General features: G+C 61.8%; 19 protein-coding genes. 4 read left to right on the plus strand and 15 right to left on the minus strand.

From position 1 onward, the window contains the following. The first annotated feature begins 355 nt into the window (after nucleotides 1–355). Nucleotides 356–3,007, plus strand: coding sequence for a YadA-like family protein (locus tag F3J17_RS07790; RefSeq protein ID WP_275692898.1), 2,652 nt, complete (start codon nucleotides 356–358; stop codon nucleotides 3,005–3,007). 82 nt (nucleotides 3,008–3,089) lie between these two features. On the opposite strand, the gene F3J17_RS07795 is transcribed toward F3J17_RS07790, so the two are convergent. The 12 genes from F3J17_RS07795 to F3J17_RS07850 form a co-directional block, all read right to left on the minus strand. Beyond that, nucleotides 3,090–3,614 carry an ureidoglycolate lyase gene (locus tag F3J17_RS07795; protein WP_167055756.1) on the minus strand — a complete coding sequence of 175 codons (525 nt, stop codon included), beginning with the start codon at nucleotides 3,612–3,614 and terminating at the stop codon, nucleotides 3,090–3,092. A 26-nt stretch (nucleotides 3,615–3,640) separates the two neighbouring features. Then, entirely contained in the window at nucleotides 3,641–4,651 is a 1,011-nt protein-coding gene (gene alc / locus F3J17_RS07800) for an allantoicase (protein ID WP_167055759.1), read from the minus strand. A gap of 86 nt (nucleotides 4,652–4,737) precedes the next feature. Continuing rightward, the gene (gene uraD / locus F3J17_RS07805; protein WP_167055762.1) at nucleotides 4,738–5,259 is read right to left on the minus strand and encodes a 2-oxo-4-hydroxy-4-carboxy-5-ureidoimidazoline decarboxylase; all 522 of its coding nucleotides are present in this window, start codon (nucleotides 5,257–5,259) and stop codon (nucleotides 4,738–4,740) included. Further along, the gene (gene puuE / locus F3J17_RS07810; protein ID WP_167055765.1) at nucleotides 5,256–6,215 is read right to left on the minus strand and encodes an allantoinase PuuE; all 960 of its coding nucleotides are present in this window, start codon (nucleotides 6,213–6,215) and stop codon (nucleotides 5,256–5,258) included. The genes uraD and puuE overlap by 4 nt, the downstream gene beginning before the upstream one ends. A gap of 270 nt (nucleotides 6,216–6,485) precedes the next feature. Next, complete coding sequence (locus tag F3J17_RS07815) at nucleotides 6,486–7,274, minus strand: aspartate/glutamate racemase family protein (protein WP_167055769.1); 789 nt, start codon at nucleotides 7,272–7,274, stop codon at nucleotides 6,486–6,488. 39 nt (nucleotides 7,275–7,313) lie between these two features. Then, a complete protein-coding gene (locus F3J17_RS07820) occupies nucleotides 7,314–8,828 on the minus strand; it encodes an NCS1 family nucleobase:cation symporter-1 (protein ID WP_167055772.1) in 1,515 nt (504 codons plus the stop codon). Between the two features lie 272 nt (nucleotides 8,829–9,100). Then, the gene (locus tag F3J17_RS07825) at nucleotides 9,101–9,835 is read right to left on the minus strand and encodes a GntR family transcriptional regulator (protein ID WP_167055775.1); all 735 of its coding nucleotides are present in this window, start codon (nucleotides 9,833–9,835) and stop codon (nucleotides 9,101–9,103) included. A 308-nt stretch (nucleotides 9,836–10,143) separates the two neighbouring features. Beyond that, the gene (ldcA, locus tag F3J17_RS07830) at nucleotides 10,144–11,070 is read right to left on the minus strand and encodes a muramoyltetrapeptide carboxypeptidase (protein ID WP_167055778.1); all 927 of its coding nucleotides are present in this window, start codon (nucleotides 11,068–11,070) and stop codon (nucleotides 10,144–10,146) included. A gap of 65 nt (nucleotides 11,071–11,135) precedes the next feature. Then, nucleotides 11,136–11,768, minus strand: a complete 633-nt coding sequence (tadA, locus tag F3J17_RS07835; RefSeq protein WP_167055781.1) for a tRNA adenosine(34) deaminase TadA — start codon at nucleotides 11,766–11,768, stop codon at nucleotides 11,136–11,138. 11 nt (nucleotides 11,769–11,779) lie between these two features. After that, on the minus strand, nucleotides 11,780–12,181 hold the full coding sequence (locus F3J17_RS07840; RefSeq protein WP_167055784.1) for a DnaJ family domain-containing protein: 402 nt from the start codon (nucleotides 12,179–12,181) through the stop codon (nucleotides 11,780–11,782). Nucleotides 12,182–12,687: 506 nt separating this feature from the next. Further along, nucleotides 12,688–13,884 (minus strand): amino acid aminotransferase, encoded by a 1,197-nt coding sequence (locus tag F3J17_RS07845; RefSeq protein WP_167055787.1) that lies wholly within the window; start codon nucleotides 13,882–13,884, stop codon nucleotides 12,688–12,690. Between the two features lie 105 nt (nucleotides 13,885–13,989). Then, nucleotides 13,990–15,405: an amino acid permease gene (locus F3J17_RS07850; RefSeq protein WP_167055790.1), complete on the minus strand. Its 1,416-nt coding sequence runs from the start codon at nucleotides 15,403–15,405 to the stop codon at nucleotides 13,990–13,992. Nucleotides 15,406–15,659: 254 nt separating this feature from the next. Between F3J17_RS07850 and F3J17_RS07855 the strand changes: the two genes are divergently transcribed. After that, nucleotides 15,660–16,133 carry an Lrp/AsnC family transcriptional regulator gene (locus F3J17_RS07855; protein WP_167055793.1) on the plus strand — a complete coding sequence of 158 codons (474 nt, stop codon included), beginning with the start codon at nucleotides 15,660–15,662 and terminating at the stop codon, nucleotides 16,131–16,133. Between the two features lie 202 nt (nucleotides 16,134–16,335). On the opposite strand, the gene F3J17_RS07860 is transcribed toward F3J17_RS07855, so the two are convergent. The 3 genes from F3J17_RS07860 to F3J17_RS07870 form a co-directional block, all read right to left on the minus strand. Then, nucleotides 16,336–18,354, minus strand: coding sequence for a M13 family metallopeptidase (locus F3J17_RS07860; protein WP_167055796.1), 2,019 nt, complete (start codon nucleotides 18,352–18,354; stop codon nucleotides 16,336–16,338). Between the two features lie 577 nt (nucleotides 18,355–18,931). Beyond that, complete coding sequence (locus tag F3J17_RS07865; RefSeq protein ID WP_167055799.1) at nucleotides 18,932–20,179, minus strand: type II toxin-antitoxin system HipA family toxin; 1,248 nt, start codon at nucleotides 20,177–20,179, stop codon at nucleotides 18,932–18,934. Then, complete coding sequence (locus tag F3J17_RS07870) at nucleotides 20,172–20,507, minus strand: helix-turn-helix transcriptional regulator (protein WP_167055802.1); 336 nt, start codon at nucleotides 20,505–20,507, stop codon at nucleotides 20,172–20,174. Before F3J17_RS07870 ends, F3J17_RS07865 begins: the two co-directional genes overlap by 8 nt. 601 nt (nucleotides 20,508–21,108) lie before the next feature. Here F3J17_RS07870 and F3J17_RS07875 point away from each other — a divergent pair. Together F3J17_RS07875 and F3J17_RS07880 are read left to right on the plus strand one after the other, a co-directional pair. Continuing rightward, on the plus strand, nucleotides 21,109–22,629 hold the full coding sequence (locus F3J17_RS07875) for a hypothetical protein (protein ID WP_240160863.1): 1,521 nt from the start codon (nucleotides 21,109–21,111) through the stop codon (nucleotides 22,627–22,629). Beyond that, complete coding sequence (locus F3J17_RS07880; RefSeq protein WP_167055805.1) at nucleotides 22,626–23,357, plus strand: hypothetical protein; 732 nt, start codon at nucleotides 22,626–22,628, stop codon at nucleotides 23,355–23,357. Before F3J17_RS07875 ends, F3J17_RS07880 begins: the two co-directional genes overlap by 4 nt. Nucleotide 23,358 lies beyond the last annotated feature (1 nt).

Genomic DNA, 23,358 nt, shown 5'->3' on the forward strand with positions numbered 1-23,358 from the left:
TTACTCAATCCATATGTGGCTCCTTACACAATTAAATCGAATAATTATGAAAAAGACCGATCGATCAAGTCAAAAGAAAAAATCCGGGCCAAGAGACGATATTTCGCAGACTGTCATGATGCGCGGAATCCTGAAGGACGCGCGGCGCAACTCATTGACAATAAAGCTTGCACTGGGATTCGGCTCGCTAGCAGCTGCGATGCCGGGCATAACCCAGGCAAGTCAACTGTGTACCACTGATATTAACGGTGGCACGCAAACCGCGGTTAGCGCAGCATCGAAATCGCTCATTAGCGGCTGCATGTATCTGCCCGTTACTGGGCACGATATCGGTATGCTTGAAGCACAACAGAGTATGGTCTATGTCGATGGTACGACAGGCACAGTCAATTTTCGCGCCACGGCAAGCGGACAGACACTCACAATTAATTCGGCTGGAAAACTGTTAAACGTCACGGCCGGCACACTCAGTTCGACCAGTAAAGACGCCGTCAACGGCTCGCAGTTGTACGCAGTCGCGCAGCAAATCACCAATATGGCAGGATCCGTCGATGCCGTGCAGTATGACTCCGCAGCGCACAGCGCTGTCACGCTGGGTGGTCTAAGCGCCAAGAAGGGCGTCGCGTTGCATAACGTGGCCAACGGCACACTAAACGCTGCCAGTCTTGACGCAGTGAACGGTTCACAACTGTTCGCCACGAACCAGACCGTTTCGACGCTCAGCGGCAACGTGACCGACATCTACGGCAAGATCGGCAACGCCGTGCAATACGACTCCTCAGCGCACACTGCGGTCACGCTGGGCGGCTCAGGTACCAAGAAGGGCGTCGCGCTGCTCAATGTGGCCAACGGCACGCTAAGCGCTGCCAGTCTCGACGCAGTGAACGGTTCACAACTGTTTGCCACCAATCAGAACGTTTCGACGCTCAGTGGCAATGTGACCGACATCTACGGCAAGATCGGCAACGCCGTGCAGTACGACTCCTCGGCGCACACTGCTGTCACGCTGGGCGGCTCAGGCACCAAGAAGGGCGTCGCGCTGCTCAATGTGGCCAACGGCACGCTAAGCGCTGCCAGTCTGGACGCAGTGAACGGTTCACAACTGTTTGCCACCAACCAGACCGTTTCGACGCTCAGCGGCAATGTGACCGACATCTACGGCAAGATCGGCAACGCTGTGCAGTACGACTCCTCAGCGCACACTGCGGTCACGCTGGGCGGCTCAGGCACCAAGAAGGGTGTCGCGCTGCTCAATGTGGCCAACGGCACGCTAAACGCGGCCAGTCTGGATGCAGTGAACGGTTCGCAACTGTTTGCCACCAACCAGAACGTTTCGACGCTGACCGGCAACGTAACCGACATCTACGGCAAGCTCGGCGACGCCGTGATGTACGACTCCTCGGCGCACACTGCGGTCACGCTGGGCGGATCAGGCGCCAAGAAAGGCGTCGCGTTGCATAACGTGGCCAACGGCACGCTAGGCGCAGCCAGCCTGGACGCAGTGAACGGCTCACAACTGTTCGCCGCCAACCAGAACATTTCGACGCTCAGTGGCAACGTGACCGACATCTACGGCAAGCTCGGCAACGCCGTGATGTACGACTCAGCAGCGCACAATGCCGTGACGCTTGGTGGCGTAGGGACAACCTCGCCCGTCGCGCTGCACAACGTTGCGGAAGGTTCGGCAGATACCGATGCGGTCAACGTCGCCCAGATGAAGCAGGCGGTGATCAATCCGTATATCGCGGGCTCGGGCACGGGCAATCCCGCGCAATCTTCTGCTCCAGGCGCGGTCGCACTCGGTCTGGATTCCGTCGCGAGCGTCCCCTACACCATCTCGGTCGGTAACGATGCAAGCGGTCTCACTCGTCGCATCACCAATGTCGCCAGCGGGTTCGCGGACACCGACGCGGTCAACGTGAGCCAGTTGAACAGCAAGGTCGGCGCCACGCAGGCAAACATGCTTCAATCCATCGACCAGGTTTCGGCAGACACGAAGACGGCCCTTTCGTCCGTCAACAACACGCTCGCCGCGATCAATACCCAGACTCAGCAGAATGCCCTGAATATTGCGGCGCTCGAAGACGGTCTAAGTAACGCAAGCACCGGCTCCAACGCCACAGCCGCGTCTGGCGCACGCATGGTCGCTGCTACGCGCACGCTGGTCGGTGTAAGCGCCGTGAGCGACGCCGCCACGCCGTCATCCACCAGCACCGACCCCGACGCCCTGCACTACGATTCCGCCGATCATTCGAGCGTCACGCTCAGCAGCACGAGCGGCGCGAACGTGAGCCTGAGCGGTCTGCAAAACGGCGCGCTGTCTGCCAATAGCACTGACGCCGTCACCGGTCAGCAGCTCTACGCCACGAACCAGCAGGTCGCCAGCATCAACCAGGCAGTGCAGAACATCAGCCTGACGGGTTCGACGGCCGTTTCGGCGAATACGACGAGCGGCGTCGCAGCAGCTTCCGGCGCGCAATCGCTCGCGGTTGGCGGCGGCGCGGTCGTAACGGGCGCGAACTCGACAGCGCTGGGCGACAAGGCCAATGCGTCGGCGAACAACGCCGTCGCGATTGGCGCGAACTCCGTCGCCAACCGCGACAATGCCGTGTCGGTCGGCCAGGAAGGCGCGGAGCGTCAGATCGTCAACGTCGCCGCCGGCACCTCGGGCACCGACGCCGTCAACCTGAACCAGTTGAACAACGCGATGGCACAGCAGTCGACGGCATTCGGCCAACAGATCGCCAGTCTGCAAGGCCAGGTCAACACGGTATCGAAGAACGCGTATGCGGGTGTCGCGGCGGCCATGGCAATGCCCAACCTCACGCCATCGGGTCCGGGCCGCACCGTTGTGGCGGCGGGCGGTGGCTACTACATGGGCGGCAGCGCGGGCGCAGTCGGCGTCACCTATCGCTCGACCAATATGCGCTGGCTGGTCAACGGCGCCGTGTCCGTCACGAGCACCGGCACCGCTGCAGTGCGAACCCAGGTGGGCTACGAGTTCTGATCGTTTGAACTAACCGCAAACACACCATGAAAAAAGCCACGGCGCGAGCCGTGGCTTTTCATTTTCAGCATGTGCGAGCGGTTCAACCCTGAGCTTCGCGCATCGCCTCTTCCGTCAGCCAGAGCGATTCCGGCAGATCCTGTTCATTGAGGTTCAGCCCCTCGCCGCCGCGATCGACGACGATGAAATCGCTCACCTCGCCAAGCGCGATCAGCGGATGGTGCCACACCCCCTTCGCGTAATTCACGCCCTGCCAGCCGCTCGACACGAACGCGCGAATCTTCGCTACGTCCAGATCGCCAGCTGGCGCCACCACGACGAGGTACGGCTTGTCGTTGAGCGGCACGAAGGCCTGGCTGCCGAGCGGATGACGTTCGAGCATCTTCACCTCGAACGGCAGCACGCGCGGCTGGCCGCGAAAGAGATTGACGAGCGTGCGCCCGCCCTCTTCCGTGATGTCCACGTTCGCGAGATCGTGATAGCGGATCGTCGTGCCCAGGTTGATCGGAATCTGCTTCGCGCCTTCGAGTTCGATCACATCGCCAAACGGCGCGAACGCCTCGCGCGTGAGCGGTTCGATGGTCAGCGTGGTGCGGGTATCGCTCATGGTTTTCTCGATGCTTGTGCAGCCGCTCAAGCGAGCGTGCCCCACAGACGAATGCGCGACACGCCGCCGTCCGGGAAGATGTTGAAGCGCACGTGCGTGACCGGGCCGAGCGATGCAATCTCGCTTTCGTAGTAGTGCTGCTTGTCCATCTGCAGCTTCTGTTCGCCGAGCAGCACCGGCCAGAACATCGCCTGCGTCACCAGCGAGCTGTCCGTGCCGCCCACCACGCGCGCGGCCTGGAACGAGCAGCGGTCCGGATAGTTACCCTTGAAGTGCGCCGTATCAACTTCGATCTTCTTGATGATGCCCGGCTGTGCCAGCGCGATGATCGCCCAGTCGTTGCCTGGTTCGCGGCGGCGACGCGTTTCCCAGCCGTCGCCCATGTTCACGCCGCGGCCCGGCATCAGCAGCGTGGACGCCACGCCGAAGTGCTGGTTATTCGCGCCGACGAGATACGCGCCGTTTTCCATCGCAGCCAGGTCGAACAGTTCCGTGCGGCTTGCGCCTTGCCAGTCGACTTGCGGCTGACCGTAGACGCGCAGACGCGCGATGCCGCCGTCCGGGTAGATATTCACGCGCAGATGCGTGAAGGGCTTCTCGCTCGTCACTTCGACGTAGTGGTGGCTGTTGCCGTTGAGCGAGGTCGACGGAACGATTTCGGTCCATTGCGTCGAGGCATTGGGCGCGCCTTCGGCCACATACGCGCCTTCAACCGAAGCGGCCGGTGGGAAGTTGCCCGTGAAGTGGCTGGTATCCAGATCGAGGCCCTTGATGACGCCCGGGCGCGCGAGCTTCACGACACACCAGTCGTAGCCGTTGCTACGCTTGCGGCGCGTTTCCCAGCCGTCCATCCACTTGCCGTGGTCGTCGTACTTGCCCGGGATAAAGACGGCCGGCTCCGGATTGAGCATGCGCTCCTTCGGCGCGAAGAAGTCGTCGCTCGCCTCGAGCGCCTGCGCCCCTAGCCGCGGGTCCGCGAGATTGACGAAGCGGCGCGTGAAGTCGGGTGCGTTGGGGTCGAGAGTCGGGAGTGCCATCTTTGTCTTCCTTCGTATCTTTTCTATGGTTAAAACGGCGCTGCGCTCCGCATGCCTGCTGCTGCACGCCGGAGCGCATCGCCACGTCACGCGTCGATCAGCTCATCCAGCCTGAAGCGCGCGATACGGTAAATCTGGTCGAGGCTCGCGCGCATTTCGTCGGCGCGATTGTTGTTCACGCGCGATTCGAAGTTCGCGATGATGCCGTGGCGGTCATAGCCGCGCACCGCAAGAATGAACGGAAAGCCGAACTTCTCGCGATAGGCGCGATTGAGCGCCTGGAGTTTGTCGAATTCTTCCTGCGTGCACTGGTTCAGGCCCGCGCCGCTTTGCTCGCGCGTCGATTCGGCCGTGAGTTCGCCGCGCACTGCCGCCTTGCCCGCAAGCTCCGGGTGGGCGTTGATGAGCGCGAGCTGCTGCGCTTCGCCCGAGTGCTCCACCGCGCCCGACATCGTCGTGTGCAGCGCGTCGATGTTTGCATAGGGCCGCTGTTGGGCAGCCGCCTCAGCAACCCAGGGCGAGTGTTCAAAAATGCCGGAGAGCGCCGCCACGAAGGCGTCGGTCGAAGCCGTATTCAGCTGTTCGAGGGTGTAGTGCATTGCCTTCATGCGGCGGCCCCGCGGTGGTCGTTTTGTTGCGGTTGATAGGGATGGTGCTCGCGCCAGTGGCGCGCGATATCGACACGGCGCGTCACCCAGACGCGGTCATGTTTTTCGATGTGATCGAGAAAGCGCTGCAGCGCGCGCATGCGGCCCGGACGGCCGAGCAGGCGGCAATGCATGCCGATCGAGAGCATCTTGGGCGCTTCGTCGCCTTCTTCGTAGAGCACGTCGAACGCGTCGCGCAGATAGGTGAAGAAGTGGTCCGCCGTGTTGAAGCCTTGCGGCGTGGCGAAGCGCATATCGTTGGTGTCGAGCGTGTACGGCACGATCAGTTGCGGGACCGTCTTGCCGCCCGTCACTTCGACGTCCATCCAGAACGGCAGGTCGTCGCCGTAGTTATCCGAGTCGTACAGGAAGCCGCCGTATTCGGCCACCAGACGATGCGTATTGGGGCTGTCGCGGCCCGTATACCAGCCCAGCGGGCGTTGGCCGGTCACGCGCTCGATCGCTTCCATGCCGAGCTTCATGTGCTCCAGCTCGCGCTCAGGCGTGGCGTCCTGATAGTGAATCCAGCGATAACCGTGGCAGGCGATCTCGTGCCCCAGTTCGACGAACGCGCGGCCCAGATCCGGATGGCGCTCGATCGCCATGCCCACGCCAAAGACCGTGAGCGGCAGGCCGCGCTTTTCGAACTCGCGCAGGATGCGCCAGACGCCGGCGCGCGAGCCGTATTCGTAGATCGACTCCATGCTCATGTGGCGCGCCGGATAAGCCGCAGCGCCGACGATTTCGGAGAGGAACTGCTCGGAGGCCGGATCGCCGTGCAGCACGCAGTTTTCGCCGCCCTCTTCGTAATTGAGTACGAATTGCACCGCTACGCGCGCCTGGCCTGGCCAGTTGGCCTGTACCGGATGGCGGCCGTAGCCGATCAGATCGCGGGGATAATGGGGATCGAGTGGCATGCTGTCGAATCTGTCGAAGGATGATGACGAAACGAAACTACGCGAAACTGGGAAAAGCTACCCGAAGCGATTGACCTTCCGCCGCTTTGAAACCTTGCGCCACAAGGATTTGCAGGAATACGGACATTCTGCTTCGAGGACCGGCCCAGTGTAGCGAAATCGTTCGGGCGCGCCCATACGCGAGGACGGATAGTACGGGTCAAGCGAGGTGTATGTGCCGGGCGCGCGGCGGCCCGGCATCGTTTGACTGGATTGCGTGTTTACCCGCGCTTACCCATAGCGCAGCGGACGCACGGGCGGCGGCGTTTCCGTCGCGCTTGCCGTGCTGGTTGGGCTGAAGTGCGCGAATTCGCCGTCGTAGCGCTTCGCGAGCGGCCGGGCGAAGTCGCCGCGCTTGGCCGTCATCAGGCGCAGCGCGACCAGCGCTTCGACCCATTTCACCGCGGCGGTCACGCCGTCCACCACGGGCACGCCCAGCGCGTCCTCCACCTGCGCGCACAGGCTCGTCATGCCCGCACAGCCGAGCACGATGGCGTCCGCGCCGTCCTCGTCCAGTGCGCGGCGGCACTCCTCGACAATCGCACGGCGCGCAGCCGACCCGGGCTCGTCGAGCTCGAGCACTGCTACGTCGATCGCGCGCACATTGCGGCAGAAACGCGTCATACCGTAGCGCTCCGCCAGGTGCCACGCCATCGCTTTGGTGCGCGAGAGCGTGGTGACGACCGAGAAGCCCGGCGCCAGCACGCTGGCTGCGTGCATGGCCGCCTCCGCGATGCCGATCACCGGTCCGCGAGCCAGCTCGCGCGCGGCATAGAGGCCGGGGTCGCCGAAGCAGGCGATCACATAGCCATCGAAGCCTTCGCGCTCGCCCGCTTCCACCTCGGCGAGCAGTCCGGGCGTGGCGAGCGCCTCGTCGTAATAGCCTTCGATCGAAGGCGGTCCCATCGTCGGACTCACCGCCACCACTTCCGTGCCTGACGCAACGACGGCGCGCGCGCACTGCCCCATCGCCGTCGTCATGCGTTGTGTGGTGTTCGGATTGATCAGTTTGATACGCATGGCCTTTCCTTAGCTCGTAGCTTGCTCGTGTGCGGTAGTTCAGACTTGCGCGCGAGCGCGTTCGCCCATCGTCAAGGCGCGATAGAACAACGCGCCCAGCGCCGCGCCGATGAACCACGAGAAGTTCGCCGCATTGCTCAAAGCCGGCACCATCACGCAAAGAATCGCGATCACGGCGGCGGGCAACAGCGCCGACACCGCACGCCAGTTCACGCCATTGCTGTACCAGTACGCGCCCTTCGGCGACACCGTATAAAGATCGTCCACTGCAAGACGGCCGCGTTTTACGAGGTAAAAGTCAACGATCAGGACACCATACAAAGGACCGATGAAAGCACCCAGCACATCCAGCGTGTAGTGAATCACGGCCGGATTGTTGAAGAGATTCCACGGCGTGATGAAGATCGACGCCACGGCGGCGAGCATGCCGCCCGCACGCCAGCTAATCAGGCGAGGCGCAACGTTGGAGAAGTCGAAAGCCGGCGAAACGAAGTTCGCGACGATATTGATGCCGATGGTCGCAATCGTGAAGGTCAGCGCGCCGAGAATCACGGCAGTCGGATGATCGATACGGCTCACGGTTTCGACCGGATCGGTAATCAGTTGTCCGAACACAGGCAGCGTGGCCGACGTCGTGATGACCGTGACCAGCGAGAACGCCAGGAAGTTGACCGGCAAGCCCCAGAAGTTGCCGCGATGTACGCTGCGCAGCGATTTTCCGTACCGCGAGAAGTCGCCGAAATTGAGCATCGGGCCCGAGAAATACGACACCACCAGCGAAATCGCCGTAATCATCACGGGGATGACTTCCGTGCCGTGATACTTCACGCCGCCAAGATTGAGGCCAATGTTCTGCCAGCCCGCGCGATACACCATATAGCCCGCAAGCGCGAACATCACGACGTACACCGCCGGACCCGCGAAGTCGATGAACTTCTTGATGGTCTCCATGCCGTTCCAGAACACGAAGGCCTGCAGAACCCACAGCGTCATGAAGCCCGCCCAGCCCACGGTCGAAAGACCCAGCATGCCGTGTTTGTGCACATCGGCGTAAGGCATTAATTGCGGCACGAACTTGAGCACGACGATCACCAGTGCGCTCGACGCCAGGAAGGTCTGAATGCCATACCAGGCCACCGCGATCAAACCGCGAATCACGGCCGGAACATTCGCGCCGAGCACGCCGAAGGTACCGCGACACGCCACCGGATACGGCACGCCGTGACGCTGGCTGGGACGCGCGATCAGATTGCACAGCACATTGACGATCGAGATGCCGACGATCAGCGACACCAGCACCTGCCAGCTCGTCAGGCCCAGCGCAAACAGACTGCCCGCGAACACATAGCCGCCGACGCTATGCACGTCGGACATCCAGAACGCGAAGATGTTGTAGGCGCCCCAGGTCTGTTCCTTGAGCGGCGCGAGATCGTGGTTATAGAGGCGTTCGCTGTAGCCGGCGGGAATGCGCATGCCGTCGCCGGATTCACTGCCTGAGTCTGAGTCGAAGGTGGGCACTGCAGGACTGCCATGTGACGCGCTGAACTGAGCCATGATCCGCTCCTTGGGATGGATACGCCGACGGAAAAAAGACGCCTGAACGCCTCGAAACGCACGCTGCGCCGCTAGATTGCGGCTACCGCGATATCTGCGTGGATAGCATCGCGTCTGCACTGCGCACGGTCGCCGATGTGGCGCCCTGCCCGCCGTGCCGCTGCCATCCCAATTCCTTCCCCGCTTGAAGCGCGTGACATGCCGCGCATCACATTAATCAGTTGTCCTTCAGTTCATTCTGGCGGGAACGTCAACGTTCCCTCGGCCGCGCCTCAGCGCGTTGCCAGCGCCGCGTCGCGCGCGCCGAAAACATCCTGTAGATCCACCGAGGCGCCAGTCGGTCGATCGAGCATCTTGAGCTCCACGCCTTGCAGGTGGCGCACCATCAGCGCGGCCGCTTCCTGCGTTTGTCCGGCTTCCAGCGCGACGAGTATCGCTTCGTGATCGTCGAACGAACACGGGCTGCGTCCGGGCGATTCATAGAGCGCCGAAATCAGCGTCGAGCGTGCGACCAGGCCGTTCAGGCAGTCGCACAACACGGTATTGCCCGTTAGCGCGGCCAGTTCGGTATGAAACTCGCCTGAGAGACGGATCCACGCCGGAAAGTCGCGGCCCTCGAAGGCCTTGCGCTCGCGGCGAATCGTTTCGCCGATGCTCTTGAGCCGCCGCGTGCCGTGCTGCGCGCTACACACGCGCTCCACCACCGCCAGTTCGATGATGCGACGCATCTCGAACACCTCGTGCACCTCCTGAAGCGACGGACTCGCGACAAACGCGCCACGATTGGGCTCCAGGTCGACCAGGTGATCCGTGGCGAGCAGCGCGAGCGCCTGGCGAATCGGCCCGCGCTTGACGCTGAAGACTTCGCACAATTGCGCTTCCGTGAGCTTCGCGCCAGGCGGCAGACGATGCTCGAGGATCGCGGCGCGGATGCGCGCGGCAATCGCTTCGGGCTTCGTGCCGGTCGCGTCGGCTTCGGTATCGGCGGTTTGCACGTCTTTGGCCATGTCTGTCACCTTGATGTTGGGTATGCTAGTTTGGACATAAAGATTGTCAACAATTTTATCGGCAAACCTGGGGAATATTCCTGGTCTGACCGGTCAGACAGATGCATTTTTCCGGTGAAAGACGCGTCAATGCTGGGAATCTTGCACTTTCATGGTGACGCAATGCCCGTAATTGGCCCAATTTTTTGTCAACAATCTTGCGCGACGAGGTCTCTGGAACATTCGTTTGAAATGGATTTATCTGGCGGTTAGTTGCGTATTGGCGATTGGAAATAGCGCCCGAAGGCGCTGACGCAAAAGCTCGTCTATCAATCCAGATGCGGGTAGCCGCTCACGTTGAGTTCGAAGCCGTGTGCATTGGCACTCAGTTGCGCATCGCCGCCAAACGGCAGCGTCACCATATCGGCGATATGGCCGAACGGCAGGCCCGTGATCACCGGAATGCCCGCCAGCGCACGCACCTGCTCCACCACCGCATGCAGGTCGTAGCCGTTGTCGTAGTCGAAGGGCTTGCCGCCCGAAAAGTCGCCGAGCACCAGCGCCTTCTGGCGCGCGAGGATCCCGGAAAGATGCAGCTGATACAGCATCCGCTCGACGCGGAACGGCTGTTCGTTGACGTCCTCGACGAACAGAATGCCGCCCTCCACTGGCGGCATGTACGGCGTGCCGATCAGCGATGTCAACACGGCCAGATTGCCGCCCCAGAGCATGCCGGATACGTCCGCATGCTGCGCCTGGGGCGCCTTTACCTTCAGCGTGAATTCCGGCTGCGTGAGCGCCTGCCAGAAATGCTGCATCGTGAAGCTGCTCAACTCGGGCGCACCGAAATCGCTCAGCAGCATCGGGCCGCCGAATGTCGTCAATCCTGCGCGTGCGTAGAGCGCGAGCTGGATCGCCGTGAAGTCGCTGTGCCCGACTAGCGCGATGGGCTGACCCGCGAGACGCTTTTGCAGCCCTTCGTAGTCGAGACCGTGCAGGATACGCACCGCGCCATAACCGCCACGGACCGCCAGCGCGATATCGGGCAAAGCGCGCGAGGGATCGGCGAGCCGGTTCAGCTCGGCGGCGCGCTGTCCGTCGGTACCTGCGAAGCGCTGAAAGCGGCGCTCAGTCGCCTCGATATTCTCGACGCGATGACCCTGCGCGCGCAGACGTGCGATGCCGCGATGAATGGCTTCCGGATCGTGGGGATAGCCCGACGGCGCAATCAGTTCGATGGTGCGATGGGTGGTCATGTTCGATGCGTTCGAATTCCATCAGGGCGCCATCGGGCTGCGGCGGCGCGACGTGGCGGTGTGAGTCAGGTTGGGTCAGCGCCGCCCGCTTCCGCGGCGGCGCGACGTGCTTCGCGGCTGGCGCGGCGGCGCTCGGCGAAAAACGCGCGCAGCGCATCGCCGCATTCGGTCTCAAGCACGCCGCCCTGCACGCTCGTGTGGTGATTGAGCTGGCCGTTCGAGAACGCATCGACGACACTGCCGCACGCGCCCGTCTTCGGGTCGCGCGCGCCATAGACGACGCGCGAGATGCGCGCGTGCATGATCGCGCCCGCGCACATCAGGCACGGTTCCAGGGTCACATAAAGTTCGCAGCCGGGCAAGCGGTAGTTACCCAGTGCCGCGCCGGCCGCGCGCAGCGCCGCCATTTCGGCATGCGCTGAGGGGTCGTGCGTACCAATCGGATGGTTGAAGCCCGTGGCGATGACTTCGTCGCCGCGTACCAGCACCGCGCCAACGGGCACCTCGCCGGCTGCACGCGCTTCTTCGGCTGCGGCCTGCGCGAGCCGCATGAAATGGCGGTCGCGTTCGCTGACGGGATCGGGTTCGGGTGTTTCGGAAACAGCGGGCGTTTCGGCAGAAACCGCCAGCGGCGCTGGCGCTTCGGAGGTCGTGTCGCGCTCGTCGTGGGCGTCGCGCGCATCGCCGGATGGCGTCATGGCGCTCACACTCAAGCGGCACCCGCCGCGAAGCCCTGCGCGCTCGCGGCGCGCTCGGACAGACGTTCGGCGATACGGCGGCGATATTCCTGCGGCACGACCATCGGGCCGCCGCGCAGCGATTCCAGCGCCATATCGAGGGCGAGCAGACGCGCGCGCAGACGGCACTGCGCGGCCTTGTCGCCAACCTTGGCGAGTTCTTCTTCGAGATCGCGCAAGGCGCGAAGCTGTTCGACCGCGGGCGGCACGAAGCCCGCATTCTTCAGAATGCGGTTCGCAACACGCACTTCTTCGGGTACGAAGAGGTCGTCGTCGAGTTCCTGGGGCGCTCCGGCGCCAGGCAATCCATCGAGATCACCGCGCGCAGCTGCGGCGGCAATCCGTTGTTCGACGAGGGCATCAAGCAATTTCATCGGCAATCCACTACGTTGCGGCCACGGCATTCTATCAGGGTAACACCTGGAAGACCGCGCTCGTCTGACATGGACGACGTGGAGGTCTTACACGTTGACAGCGGCAGGAATTGATGCGAGGCGCATGTGCTACGGCGCGCCAAAAAGGCCCTAAAAGCCGGATTCGTCCGATTGGCGCGCCTCTGACGCCGCATTAAGGTCGTTCGACGGGTTTGAATGGCCGCCAGCCAACGCACGGCAAACACCAAAGCCGCCCCTTACCTTCCTTGCGTAGACAACGATGAAATCTTCTTCATTTTTCCGCCTCCCCGCCAGGCGGCAGGCGGTTTGCGGACTGCTGCTCGCCAGTCTTATCGGACTTTCCGGATGCAGCGTCTTCTGCGGCGTGGCGGGCGGCAGTGGCGGCGGCGCATCGGGCGTGTGCGGAATCGGGACGGGAATGCGCTTCTAAAAGAAAACGCCCGGATAACCGGGCGTTGTTGCACATCACGTCATGCAGGCGGAGCTTAGTCCTTCAGCACCTTGCCCACGGCATCGACCACGATGCTCACGTTCTTGTCGTTCAGACCTGCCACGCACATACGGCCCGAACGCAGGATGTACACGCCGAATTCTTCCTTGAGGCGATCGACCTGCTCCGCGCTCAGCCCCGTGTACGTGAACATGCCGCGTTGCTTGATATAGCGCGACAGCGCCTCGCCGCTCACGTGCGCCTTCAGGCCGTCGTGAATCGCCACACGCATGCGCGCGATACGCTCGCACATCGCCGCCAGCTCGCTTTCCCACGATTGACGCAGCGCGGGCGTCGTGAGCACGCGCGTGACCAGCTTCGCGCCGTGCGTCGGCGGATTGCTGTAGTTCGAACGCACCGAGCCCGTCAGTTGGCCCAGCACACGATCGGCCGCGGCCGCGTCTTCGCAGATCACGTGCAGACCGCCGCAACGCTCGCCATACAGCGAGAAGTTCTTCGAGAACGAATTCGCCACCAGCGCCGGGATGCCGCGACGGCCAAGCTCGCGCACCGCGAACGCGTCGGCGTCCAGACCCGCGCCGAAGCCCTGATACGCCATATCGACGAACGGCAGCAGATCGCGCTTTTGCAGCACGTCGATCAACTGCACCCATTGGGCGTCGTCCAGATCGACGCCGGTCGGGTTATGGCAGCACGCGTGCAGCAGCACCACGCTCTTCGCCGGCAGCGCGTCGATCGCCGAGAGCATCGCGTCGAACTTCAGGCCGCCCGTCGCTTCGTCATAGTACGGGTACGTGTTCACCTCGAAACCCGCGCGCTCGAAGATGAAACGATGGTTTTCCCACGTGGGATCGCTCACCCACACCTGGCTTTTCGGGAAATAGCGCTTGATGAAATCCGCGCCTACCTTGAGCGCGCCAGAGCCGCCGAGCGTCTGCACCGTGGCCACGCGCCCTGCGCCGCGCGACGGACATTCCGCGCCGAACACCAGCGTCTGGACTGCATCGCGGTACTGGGCGAAACCGGCCATCGGCAGATAGGGCTTGGCGCCCGGCTCGTTCAGGAGCGCCGCTTCCGCTTCGTGGACAGCCTTCATGACCGGCAGACGGCCTTCGTCGTCGAAATAGATGCCAATGCTCAGATTGACCTTGTTCTGCCGCGGATCTTTCTGGAAGTTCTCGTTGAGCGAGAGGATCGGGTCGCCGGGATAGGCATCGATATGTTCGAACATGGCCTTAGCTTGTCGGTTACGGGAAAGTTGCTGGAATACGGATGATAAGCGCCTGATGCGGGTTCATGGGGCGAGGACGTGTGCGCCCTGCTGCCCCATGCGGATTTAGCGCGTCTGCACGCCGCCGTGCAGCGCCGGGGCCGCGCCGCGACGCCAGAAGCGATACGCGCCGCCCAGCACCACCAGCCACACCGGAATCAGCCACACGGAAATGCGCAGATCCGGAATCAGGTACATCACCACGAGGATACCCGCGAGGAATGCGAGACACAGGTAATTCGTGAACGGATAGCCGAGACTGCGGAACGTCGTCGTCTCATTCAGACGCGCCTTCTCGCGGCGGAACTTGAGGTGAATCAGGCTGATCATCGCCCAGTTGATGATGAGCGCCGACACCACCAACCCCATCAGCAGTTCGAAGGCCTTGCCCGGCATGAAGTAGTTGATGACCACACAGGCCGCCGTCGCCACTGCCGTGACCGCCAGCGCCGTCAGCGGAATGCCGCGGCGGTTCACCTTGAGCAGCGCCTTGGGCGCATTACCCTGCTGTGCCAGACCGTAGAGCATGCGGCTGTTGCAATACACGCCGCTGTTGTAGACGGACAGCGCTGCGGTCAGCACCACCACATTGAGCACGTGCGCCACGAAGTTGCTGTTCATCGCGTGGAAGATCAGCACGAACGGGCTGCCGCCGCTCACGACCTTTTCCCACGGATACAGCGAAAGCAGTACGCCCAGTGCGCCGACGTAGAAAATCAGGATGCGATAGATCACCTGATTGGTGGCGCGCGGGATCGTGTGCGAGGGATCGTCGGCTTCCGCTGCGGTGATGCCGACCAGTTCCAGGCCACCGAACGAGAACATCACCACCGCCATCGACATCACCAGACCCGATACGCCGTGCGGGAAGAAACCGCCGTGCGCCCACAGGTTTGAGATGCCCGCTTCCGGACCCGCATGCCCTGACACCAGCAGCCAGCCGCCAAACGCGATCATGCCGACGATCGCGAGCACCTTGATGATCGCGAACCAGAACTCCAGCTCGCCGTACGACTTCACGCTCGCCAGGTTGATGCCGTTGATGACGACGAAAAAGCCGAGCGCCGAGATCCACGTCGGCAGATTCGGCCACCAGTAGTGCATGTAGATGCCAACCGCCGACAGCTCCGCCATGCTCACGAGCACATAGAGCACCCAGTAGTTCCAGCCGGACAGAAAGCCTGCGAAGGGACCGAAGTACTTATCGGCGAAGTAGCTGAACGAACCGGCGACGGGCTCGTCGACGACCATCTCGCCGAGCTGCCGCATGATGAAGAACGCCACGATGCCCGCGATTGCGTAGCCGAGCAGCACCGAGGGACCGGCCGTCTGGATCGTCTGCGCAATGCCGAGAAACAAACCGGTGCCGATCGCTCCGCCCAGCGCGATCAGCTGGATATGGCGATTCTTGAGGCCGCGCTTGAGATGACCGTTCTGGTCGTCGCGGTTGCCCGGGGACTTGCCTGAGGTAGTGGAAACCATGTCTCTTCCTGTTTCTTTTTTATCGATGCGCCGGCTGGAAAGCGGTTTGGCTCTCCAGCGCGACCGCGCGAAATAATATTGCGCACGCAACTTGATGCGCTGGCGCGCTACCAGAACCGCCGGGTGTGGCCGTCAGCCCTGTCAGGTGCGCCCAGTGTATAGGCGGCGAGGAAAAATATGATTTCATCTGATACGCAGGCAAACCCTGATTGGTACAATTTCATTTCGCATTGAACTCATTCCGAGCAAGAAAAGTGCAAACACTCGCCCTCGACCCCATCGATCTGCGTCTGCTCGCCGCGCTGCAGCAACACGGACGCGCCTCCAATCTCGAACTGGCTGAGGCCGTGAAGCTCTCGCCCGCGCAGACGCTGCGGCGCCATCGGCGGCTGGAGGAGCTAGGCGTCATCAAGCGCTATGAGACGCGCCTCGACCCGCAGGCGCTGGGCTTTGGCGTGGTCGCGTTCATTCAGGTGACGATGGAGCGCGGGCACATGCGCGAACTCGTGAAGTTCAAGGAACTCGTCGCGAAGTTGCCGCAGGTGCAGGAGTGCTATTCCGTGACCGGCGATATCGACTACGTACTGAAAGTGGTGGCGCGCGATCTCAAGGCGCTATCCGAATTCCTGCTCGACACGCTCATGCGCGCGCCAGGCGTCAGCAGCGTGCATTCGATTGTGTGCCTCGATGAACTCAAGGGGACGAGCGCGATGCCGTTGGAGGCGTGAGCGGAGCGTGGTGAAGCGGCTCGCTGGGGATAAGTCCAATGCGGATACGCAATTTTATCTCATTTGAGGCGCGCGTATGAGGGATGATTGCATTTTGGGGCCTCTCACTGCGCCCAAACCGAATGATTGCGACCGATGCGTCATTGCGGCGCGAAGCGCATATCGCAAATAAAAAGGGGCGCATTTCTGCGCCCCGCCCCCATTACCAGATCTGCACGCGCCGGGCGACAGGTAGGTACATTTTGTCCGTCGGTTTGACAGCGAAGGCGCGGTAAAAACCATCGCAATTGAGCGTCGCCCCCAACGCGCGATACGGATCGGGAGAATGCGGATCGATCTTGATCTGCTGCAGCAGCGCTTCGTCGCGTGATTTGTTGCGCCAGATCTGAGCAAAGCCGATAAAGAAACGCTGATCGCCTGTCATGCCACCGATGACCGGCGCTTCCCGGCCATTCAGTGACAAGCGATAAGCCTTATAGGCGACCTGAAGCCCCGCGTTATCGGCGATATTCTCCCCGAGCGTGAGCTGCCCGTTGATATGCAGGCCAGGCAGCGGCATATAAGCCGAGTATTGAGCGACCAGCCGCGCGGTCAACGCGTCGAAGCGTTGGCGGTCTTCCGGCCTCCACCAGTTGTGCAGATTGCCGTTGGCATCGTACTGGCTGCCCTTGTCGTCGAAACCGTGGCTGATCTCATGTCCGATGATCGCGCCGATGCTGCCGTAATTCACGGCGTCGTCGGCCGAGACATCGAAGAACGGCGGCTGCAGGATGGCCGCTGGAAACACGATCTCGTTCCCCGTCGGGCTGTATCCGGCATTCACGTCTTGAGGCGTGAGCTCCCATTCGTCGCGATCGACCGGCTGGTTCAGTTTGGCCAGATCGTGTTCGTAGTTGAACGCCCCGATGCGCGCTACATTGCCGTACAGATCCGCACGCTCGATACGCAAAGCGGAGTAGTCACGCCACTTCAGCGGATAGCCGACCTTGACGCCATAGCGCGCCAGCTTTTCCTGTGCGCGCCGTTTGGTCTCTGGGCTCATCCAGGTCAGCCCGTCGATGCTGCTCGCGTACGCCTTCAGCAGGTTAGACACCAGTTGCTCGATACGCGCCTTGTTTTCTGGCGGGAAATAGTGCGCCACGTACAGTTTGCCCACCGCCTCGCCGAGTCCTTTCTGGGTCAGCGCAACGCCACGCTTCCAGCGCGGCAGATTCTCAGGTGTGCCGCTGAGCGCCTTACCTTCGAACGCGAACTGCGCATCGACAAAGGCTCGGGACAGATACGGCGCCGCATGGTTCAGCAATCGCGCCTTCAGGTATGAACGCCACGTTGCGATGGGCTGCGAGGTCATCAATTGCCCCAACGTTTTGACGTAGCTGGGTTGACTCACGTCCAGCGCCGCAACATTGCCCATTTTCCCCGCACGCAGAAAGTCATCGGCGTCCAGTTGCGGCGCCAGCTTGCCGAGGGCTGCCGGCGTCATCCTGTTATACGTTCTGGCCGGATCGCGGTTCTCGACCTTGCTCCACTGCGCCCTCGCCAATTGCGTTTCCAGCGTCAGCACGTCTCTTGCGATCTGGGCCGGATTGGGCTCGCCCGTGAGCGAAAACAGCTGGGTCAAATAAGCGACGTAGGCGTTTCTCGCATGCTTGAACCGCGCGTCGTCCTGCAGGTAATAATCGCGATCGGGCAGGCCCAGACCGCCTTGCGCACCAATCGCCAGATATCGGGAAGAATCTTTCGCGTCGACGTCCACGCTCAGCCGCAACGGCATGTCGATGCCAAGGCTTTGGGCGCGACCCATGTAGCGCGCCAGGGCCTGCGCGCTGGACACGCTGTCGATCGCCGCCAGCTCCACGCGCAGCGGCGTCACGCCAAGCTTTTCAAGCGCCGGAACGTCCATGAAGCTCTGAAACAGATCGCCGATTTTCCGTGCATCGCTGCCCGGCGGATTTTGTCCGGCGGCTGCCGACTCGATGATGCCGTGGAGGCGTTCGTCGTTCAGATCAATCAGTTCGTCGAATACGCCGTAGCTTTCGCGATCGGATGGAATCGACGCATGTTTCAACCAGGCGCCGTTGGCATACTGGTAGAGATCGTCCTGGGGGCGAACCGAGTTATCGAAATCGGCGGAATGGATTCCGGAATGCGCAGCGGCACAGGCTGCGCTGGCGCTCGCGAGCAGGATGGCTGAAGCTGTGAAAATCGGTAACAGTCTCATCGCTTGTCAATGGAGGATCGAAGGCGGCGGCAGTCTATCTGCATCGGCGCAGATGAACCATCGGCGATCCTGTAGTCATTGACCAAGCTCGTGTTTCTTTCGGGATTTCCTGCGGGCTTCAGAAAAACCTGTCAGCAATACAGCCAAATTTGCTTTGCTCAGTAGTGCGAATGATGCACGTGGGATTTTAACCGTCTCCCCATGCTGTCGCCGCAATGCATCATCGAAAACTTGATGCATCACGACGACATTCAGTCAGATAGCCGCTGAGAAACTCCCTGCCGCTACCCAACGCTGCAGGCAGCCCCCGCAGGGGCCGCCGTTGCGCTTATTCCCACTCAATCGTCAACCTGCAGGTTGGAGCCTTGCGAGGACGGTGTTTCCGCTTGGTCGTGTAGCGACAATACCATCGGCGATGCCGAAAATCGTGACTGGCAGTTGACGGCCGTTGTCGGAACCCACCGGAGAATCTTCGCCCGCTTTGCAAATCGCGAACACAGGGCGTCTCAGGACGATTTGTGAGCGCGATACCGTCGTTGATACCGACAGGCTCGTTCGGACATGGTCCTTGATACCGTCACAACCGCAATGCTGCACCAAGATCGTCGTGCTCGAAGGCACTTGCCATGCGGACGATCTCTGCGCGCTTGCAGCCAACCTCCTCGGCAACTGCTTGCCATGTCTGGGTCACGTCCGCCACCTCACGAATCGTGGCCCGAGCCTGTTTCAGCGACAAGCCGAAAAACTCCGCTGCATTTTCCAGGAGGCCGACCGAACACGTTCCCTCGTCGAGATCGATGTTAGTCGTCAGGATGCGCGCCTTGATGTCGGTTGGCGTGGGATTGAGGTCATAGGCCGGTGATAATACCCAGCCATCGCGGCCGGCCCAGAGGAAACCGTGGTTGCGCAAATGGTCGTCGACGTTGGAAACCAGTACGTTGAAGGTCACGCGGCGATACAACTGCGTAGCATCGGCCCGCGCCTTGGCACCATGTTGTGTCAGTGCATCAACCAGTTCGGGATAGCTGCCTCGTTGGCCGTCCCGCGATCCTGTCATTGACATGGCAGAGAGGAAGGGAATGCGGATACCCTCCGCGCGATCGAAGCGGCGCGACAGCAGCACAGGCTTGCCCGCTATCTGAAGCAGTTCGTGATGCGGGGTGGAAATGCCAGCGCGTTCGGCCAGACGAAGGGCGATTTCCTCCCAGGTCTCGACGCTGTATTCATCGGTCTCCTTCGGGAATTTGGCAATCGACAAATGGCCGTACTGGTCGATGACCGATGCCTTGGGACGTGCGCCGCCGAGTGACGACCCAGGCGCGAAGATCAGTTGCAGATCCTCATCAGTTTCCTCGTCCCGCAAGATGCGCTCAGTGATTTGAAGCAGCCGCCCCAACTCGATCAGCGCGGGAACACCAGCGGGCACAGGCGCCTGGAATTCGTCCTCTCCGCTCCAGCGGAATCGCAGCGCGCCCAAGCGCGTTTCATCCGCTACGCCAAGCAGATAATCCAATTCGCCGAGCGTGCGGACGCGCCGTCCTTCATGTTCGGCTTGTCGACGCTCCGCGCGCCGCATGAGGCGGCGCCCCCAGGTATCCGGGGCCGAATCGCCGATCGAACCAAAGATGGGCTGATCAGGCGGCGGCGGGAAAATACCCCGCGTCAACGCCAGCGCCGGTTCAATCGAGAAGCGCTCGTCGTCGGCGAGCCAAGTCTCGTCATATTCGAATGTGACCGTTTCTTCCCTACGCGACGCATGGCGCCTGAGCAGCCCTACCGGTTGCGACGTGCCGTCGAGATCGATGTATACCTCGACGTCAGCCATGGTCACCCTTCCCTCCTACACGACGCAACCGGACGCGATGAGGCAACGCCGCAGTTGCAATTGACTGTCCCACTGTATCCCGGGCAGCGTCGGCAACCTCCAGTAGTCCGTCCAGAAGCCCAAGCGCCTGCAGCACGGCCGCATAGATGCCGATACTCACGCCCGGATCGCCCGCTTCGACGCGCTGCAGAGTCGCTCTTGACGTAAAGGCCCGTTCGGCAATCACCGCCATGGTCAACCGTCGGCGGCGACGCGCGTCGTGAATATCGGCGCCTAATTTGCGCAGGGTCCGCCGGACGCCGGCGGAGGGAGTATGAGGGGTCGGCATTTTGCTATCTTGGTGAGTCTCTATACATGATTAATGTATCACGAAGATAGCATTTATAGCTTTCTCAGCAGGATTGGCCAAGCGGCTCGAGCGCAAGCCACCGCCCGTGCCAATCGGGGCCAAACCAAAGCTGGTCTGGATTTCGTCAGCGACGGGCTAGCCTATCGTCGGCGCTTTCGCTGTCTGAACGTGGTTGACGATTACACGCATAAACGCCTGCTATCAAGGTCGACAATTCTTGCCGGATCTGCGGGTTAAGCAGGTGCTTGAACGGTTACGCGAGATGCGCGGCTTCCCGCTTCCAGCACGCCGGACAATGGCCCGGGGTTCGCTGATAAGGTGCTGGATGCATGAACTTGGGAAGTGGGCGTTCGCGTTACGCCGTCGTTCATCCGGCCCGCAACTCTGTGGAACACACCTCACCGACAGCTTCAACGAGCGATTCCGAGACAAATGTCTGGACGAGCGCGAGTTCGTTTCTATGCACCACGTCAACCCAGCGCGTCTTCCGCGGAATCGAACGTAGGCGTATCTTCCTTTTGTTCATACATTTATTAAATGTTTTCAGGAGGAAGCCGTGCCGCACCAGGAGGCGCCATCGTTGGACTCAGAACAGGACCTTGCGTCGCGCAAGATAGTTCCGACGGAGCCTCGGCCGCAGGCATCCGCAAAGGACAGCGTGCGATTGTATGACGGCTCCACAGACCTGCTTGACCTATCGCGCCAGCAGCGCAACCTGCTACTCCTGAGGCCCATCTTCCAGCTCGAGCGCTACAAGACGATGCTTGGTGACGAAGGCGGAGCGGACAGGACACTGTTCCACGGCATCGACACTCACTACCTCGCGTTATCCGCCCTTGACCTGATGATGGAAGCGACGACGGTCTCCAGCGGTAGCACCTCAGTCGAAGTTGTGCTTCACCTGGGGTACGTTGCCGGTCGCATGAAGCCTGCCCTTACGTCATCTCAAGCGCGCCGCATCGCGGAAGTTGTCCTCGACGCGCTCGACAACAAGGCCAACAACCACAAGGAGTTCACAGCAGAGTTCTTCGACGCGCCCACATGCACGACCAAGTCGATCCGATACCGACTGGTGCGTTTCGAACCGGACGCTGATGACGTCTACCGCTACCGCCCCACCGCCGAAGGCTACCTCGTCTACCTGGGGATGCTCGACCTCGCGCCGGAGGACTCGCAAGAGTTGATGGAGAAGATGCTCGACCTGCTCGTGCGCCGCGGCCGGTTCGAAGCAGCCGTCGAGATTGCCCGGCGCGCCCGGAAGTATTCCATCGAGTACCGGCAACTGATTCGTGACCGGCTCTATCAAACCTATCGCGCGCCAGGCAGCGTCAACTGGAGCCGCGACGTGGCCGGGCAGCTCGACGCAGCGCGGATGCACGTTCGTCAGCGTCAAATCGAAGACGCCCGGATGGAGGAAGCAGTTGGAGAGGCCTTGCTTGGCGCCGATGAGCTGAGGACGCGCGAGAGTCTCGTGCTGTTAAAGGAAACCATCCGTAGCGCGAGCCTCATTCGACTACAGCTTGTCACCGATATCAACGTAGCGCCCGAGCGTTTCATCGAAGCGCAGCGCGCGGTCTTCCGTGCACGCAAACCCACCGGTCTACCGGACCTTGAGCCGCAACTCCTTCCGCAGCTTGTCAACCTTCCGACCGGGGTACTCTCGGCAGAGGCAGATGTCTTCATCAGTGCACTATACCCACCGGTCTGGCCGCGAGTATACGACCTGAACTCCGTGTTCGCTCTGCTACTGGAGCAGCGTGGGGAAGATACAGAGGTCGAGACCGATCCAGGCTCGATTGAGAAACTCGAACCGTTGCCCGACCAGTTTTCGAAGGAACTCGTGCAGCGCGCCAATGACTGGCTGGCTGGCAAGTTCTTCACCGGCCAACGGCTGCGCATCGACCAATTGCTGGATGCCGCCGAGGACGAAGGCCTGGACCGGACGACGCGACGGTGCCTCGTTCTTATTCTGTTCCGCTCATTCGCGCAATCTGAGAGCGAGTTCAGGAACGTAAGCGTCGAGCTCACGGGGGGCACCTTCCATCTCGACATCGCTCAGGGCAGCACTCTCGAGTTCGTTCCCCAAGGAGAGTCAGAATGAATACAGAACCTACCGTGCGAAACGCCGCGCGCCTGACCTACAAGGCGCTGCACACGACGTTATCGCCCATCAATGACTCGGAGTACCGCGAACTGCTTGCCCTGTGCAGGGCGGACCCGACATTCAGACGGTATGTCGAGGATGTCGCGGCCGGCATGGAACTGCAGATTCTAGACTTGAGCGAGCAGCGTGGGCTCATCGTGGTTCCGGCCAGCAAGGAGAGCCGCTTCGCAGTGCGGCTCATGGATATCCGCAGCGGCATGACTCCAGAGCAAAAAGCTGCGCTCGTGCTTGCGCACATCGCCATCTCCGCGGTCTTCTTCCCAACGACTGATGGGCTGGACGACGACAACTACTCTCCGCCCCCGGCATCGGTGGCCGCCTGCCGTGACACGCTCTATGCGCTGGCGCTGCGTCTGAAGGAGACATCTGACATTCCTCCCGACGTGCCACCTGAACTCGCTCCTGGCTGGGAGGCGATTTCAGCACTACCAGTAGCAATCCCGACCGGTCAGCGCGCGTCGCATGCCTCAGTCGTCGGCGTCATCAAGATTGCGCTGAACCAGATGGCGCAGAACGGGCTTGTCCGGCTTGACCGCGACGCGGAAGACGAAGCGGCTGCGACTTATACGCCCACCTTTCGGCTGCGTGTGCAGTTGCGAGAACTGGCGTTACGGCGGCTCTATGAGATGGCGCAACTGGCGATAACCGGGCGCAAGGCGGTGTAAC

It is taken from the genome of Burkholderia sp. Ax-1719, from assembly GCF_011753055.1.
Lineage (GTDB): Bacteria > Pseudomonadota > Gammaproteobacteria > Burkholderiales > Burkholderiaceae > Paraburkholderia.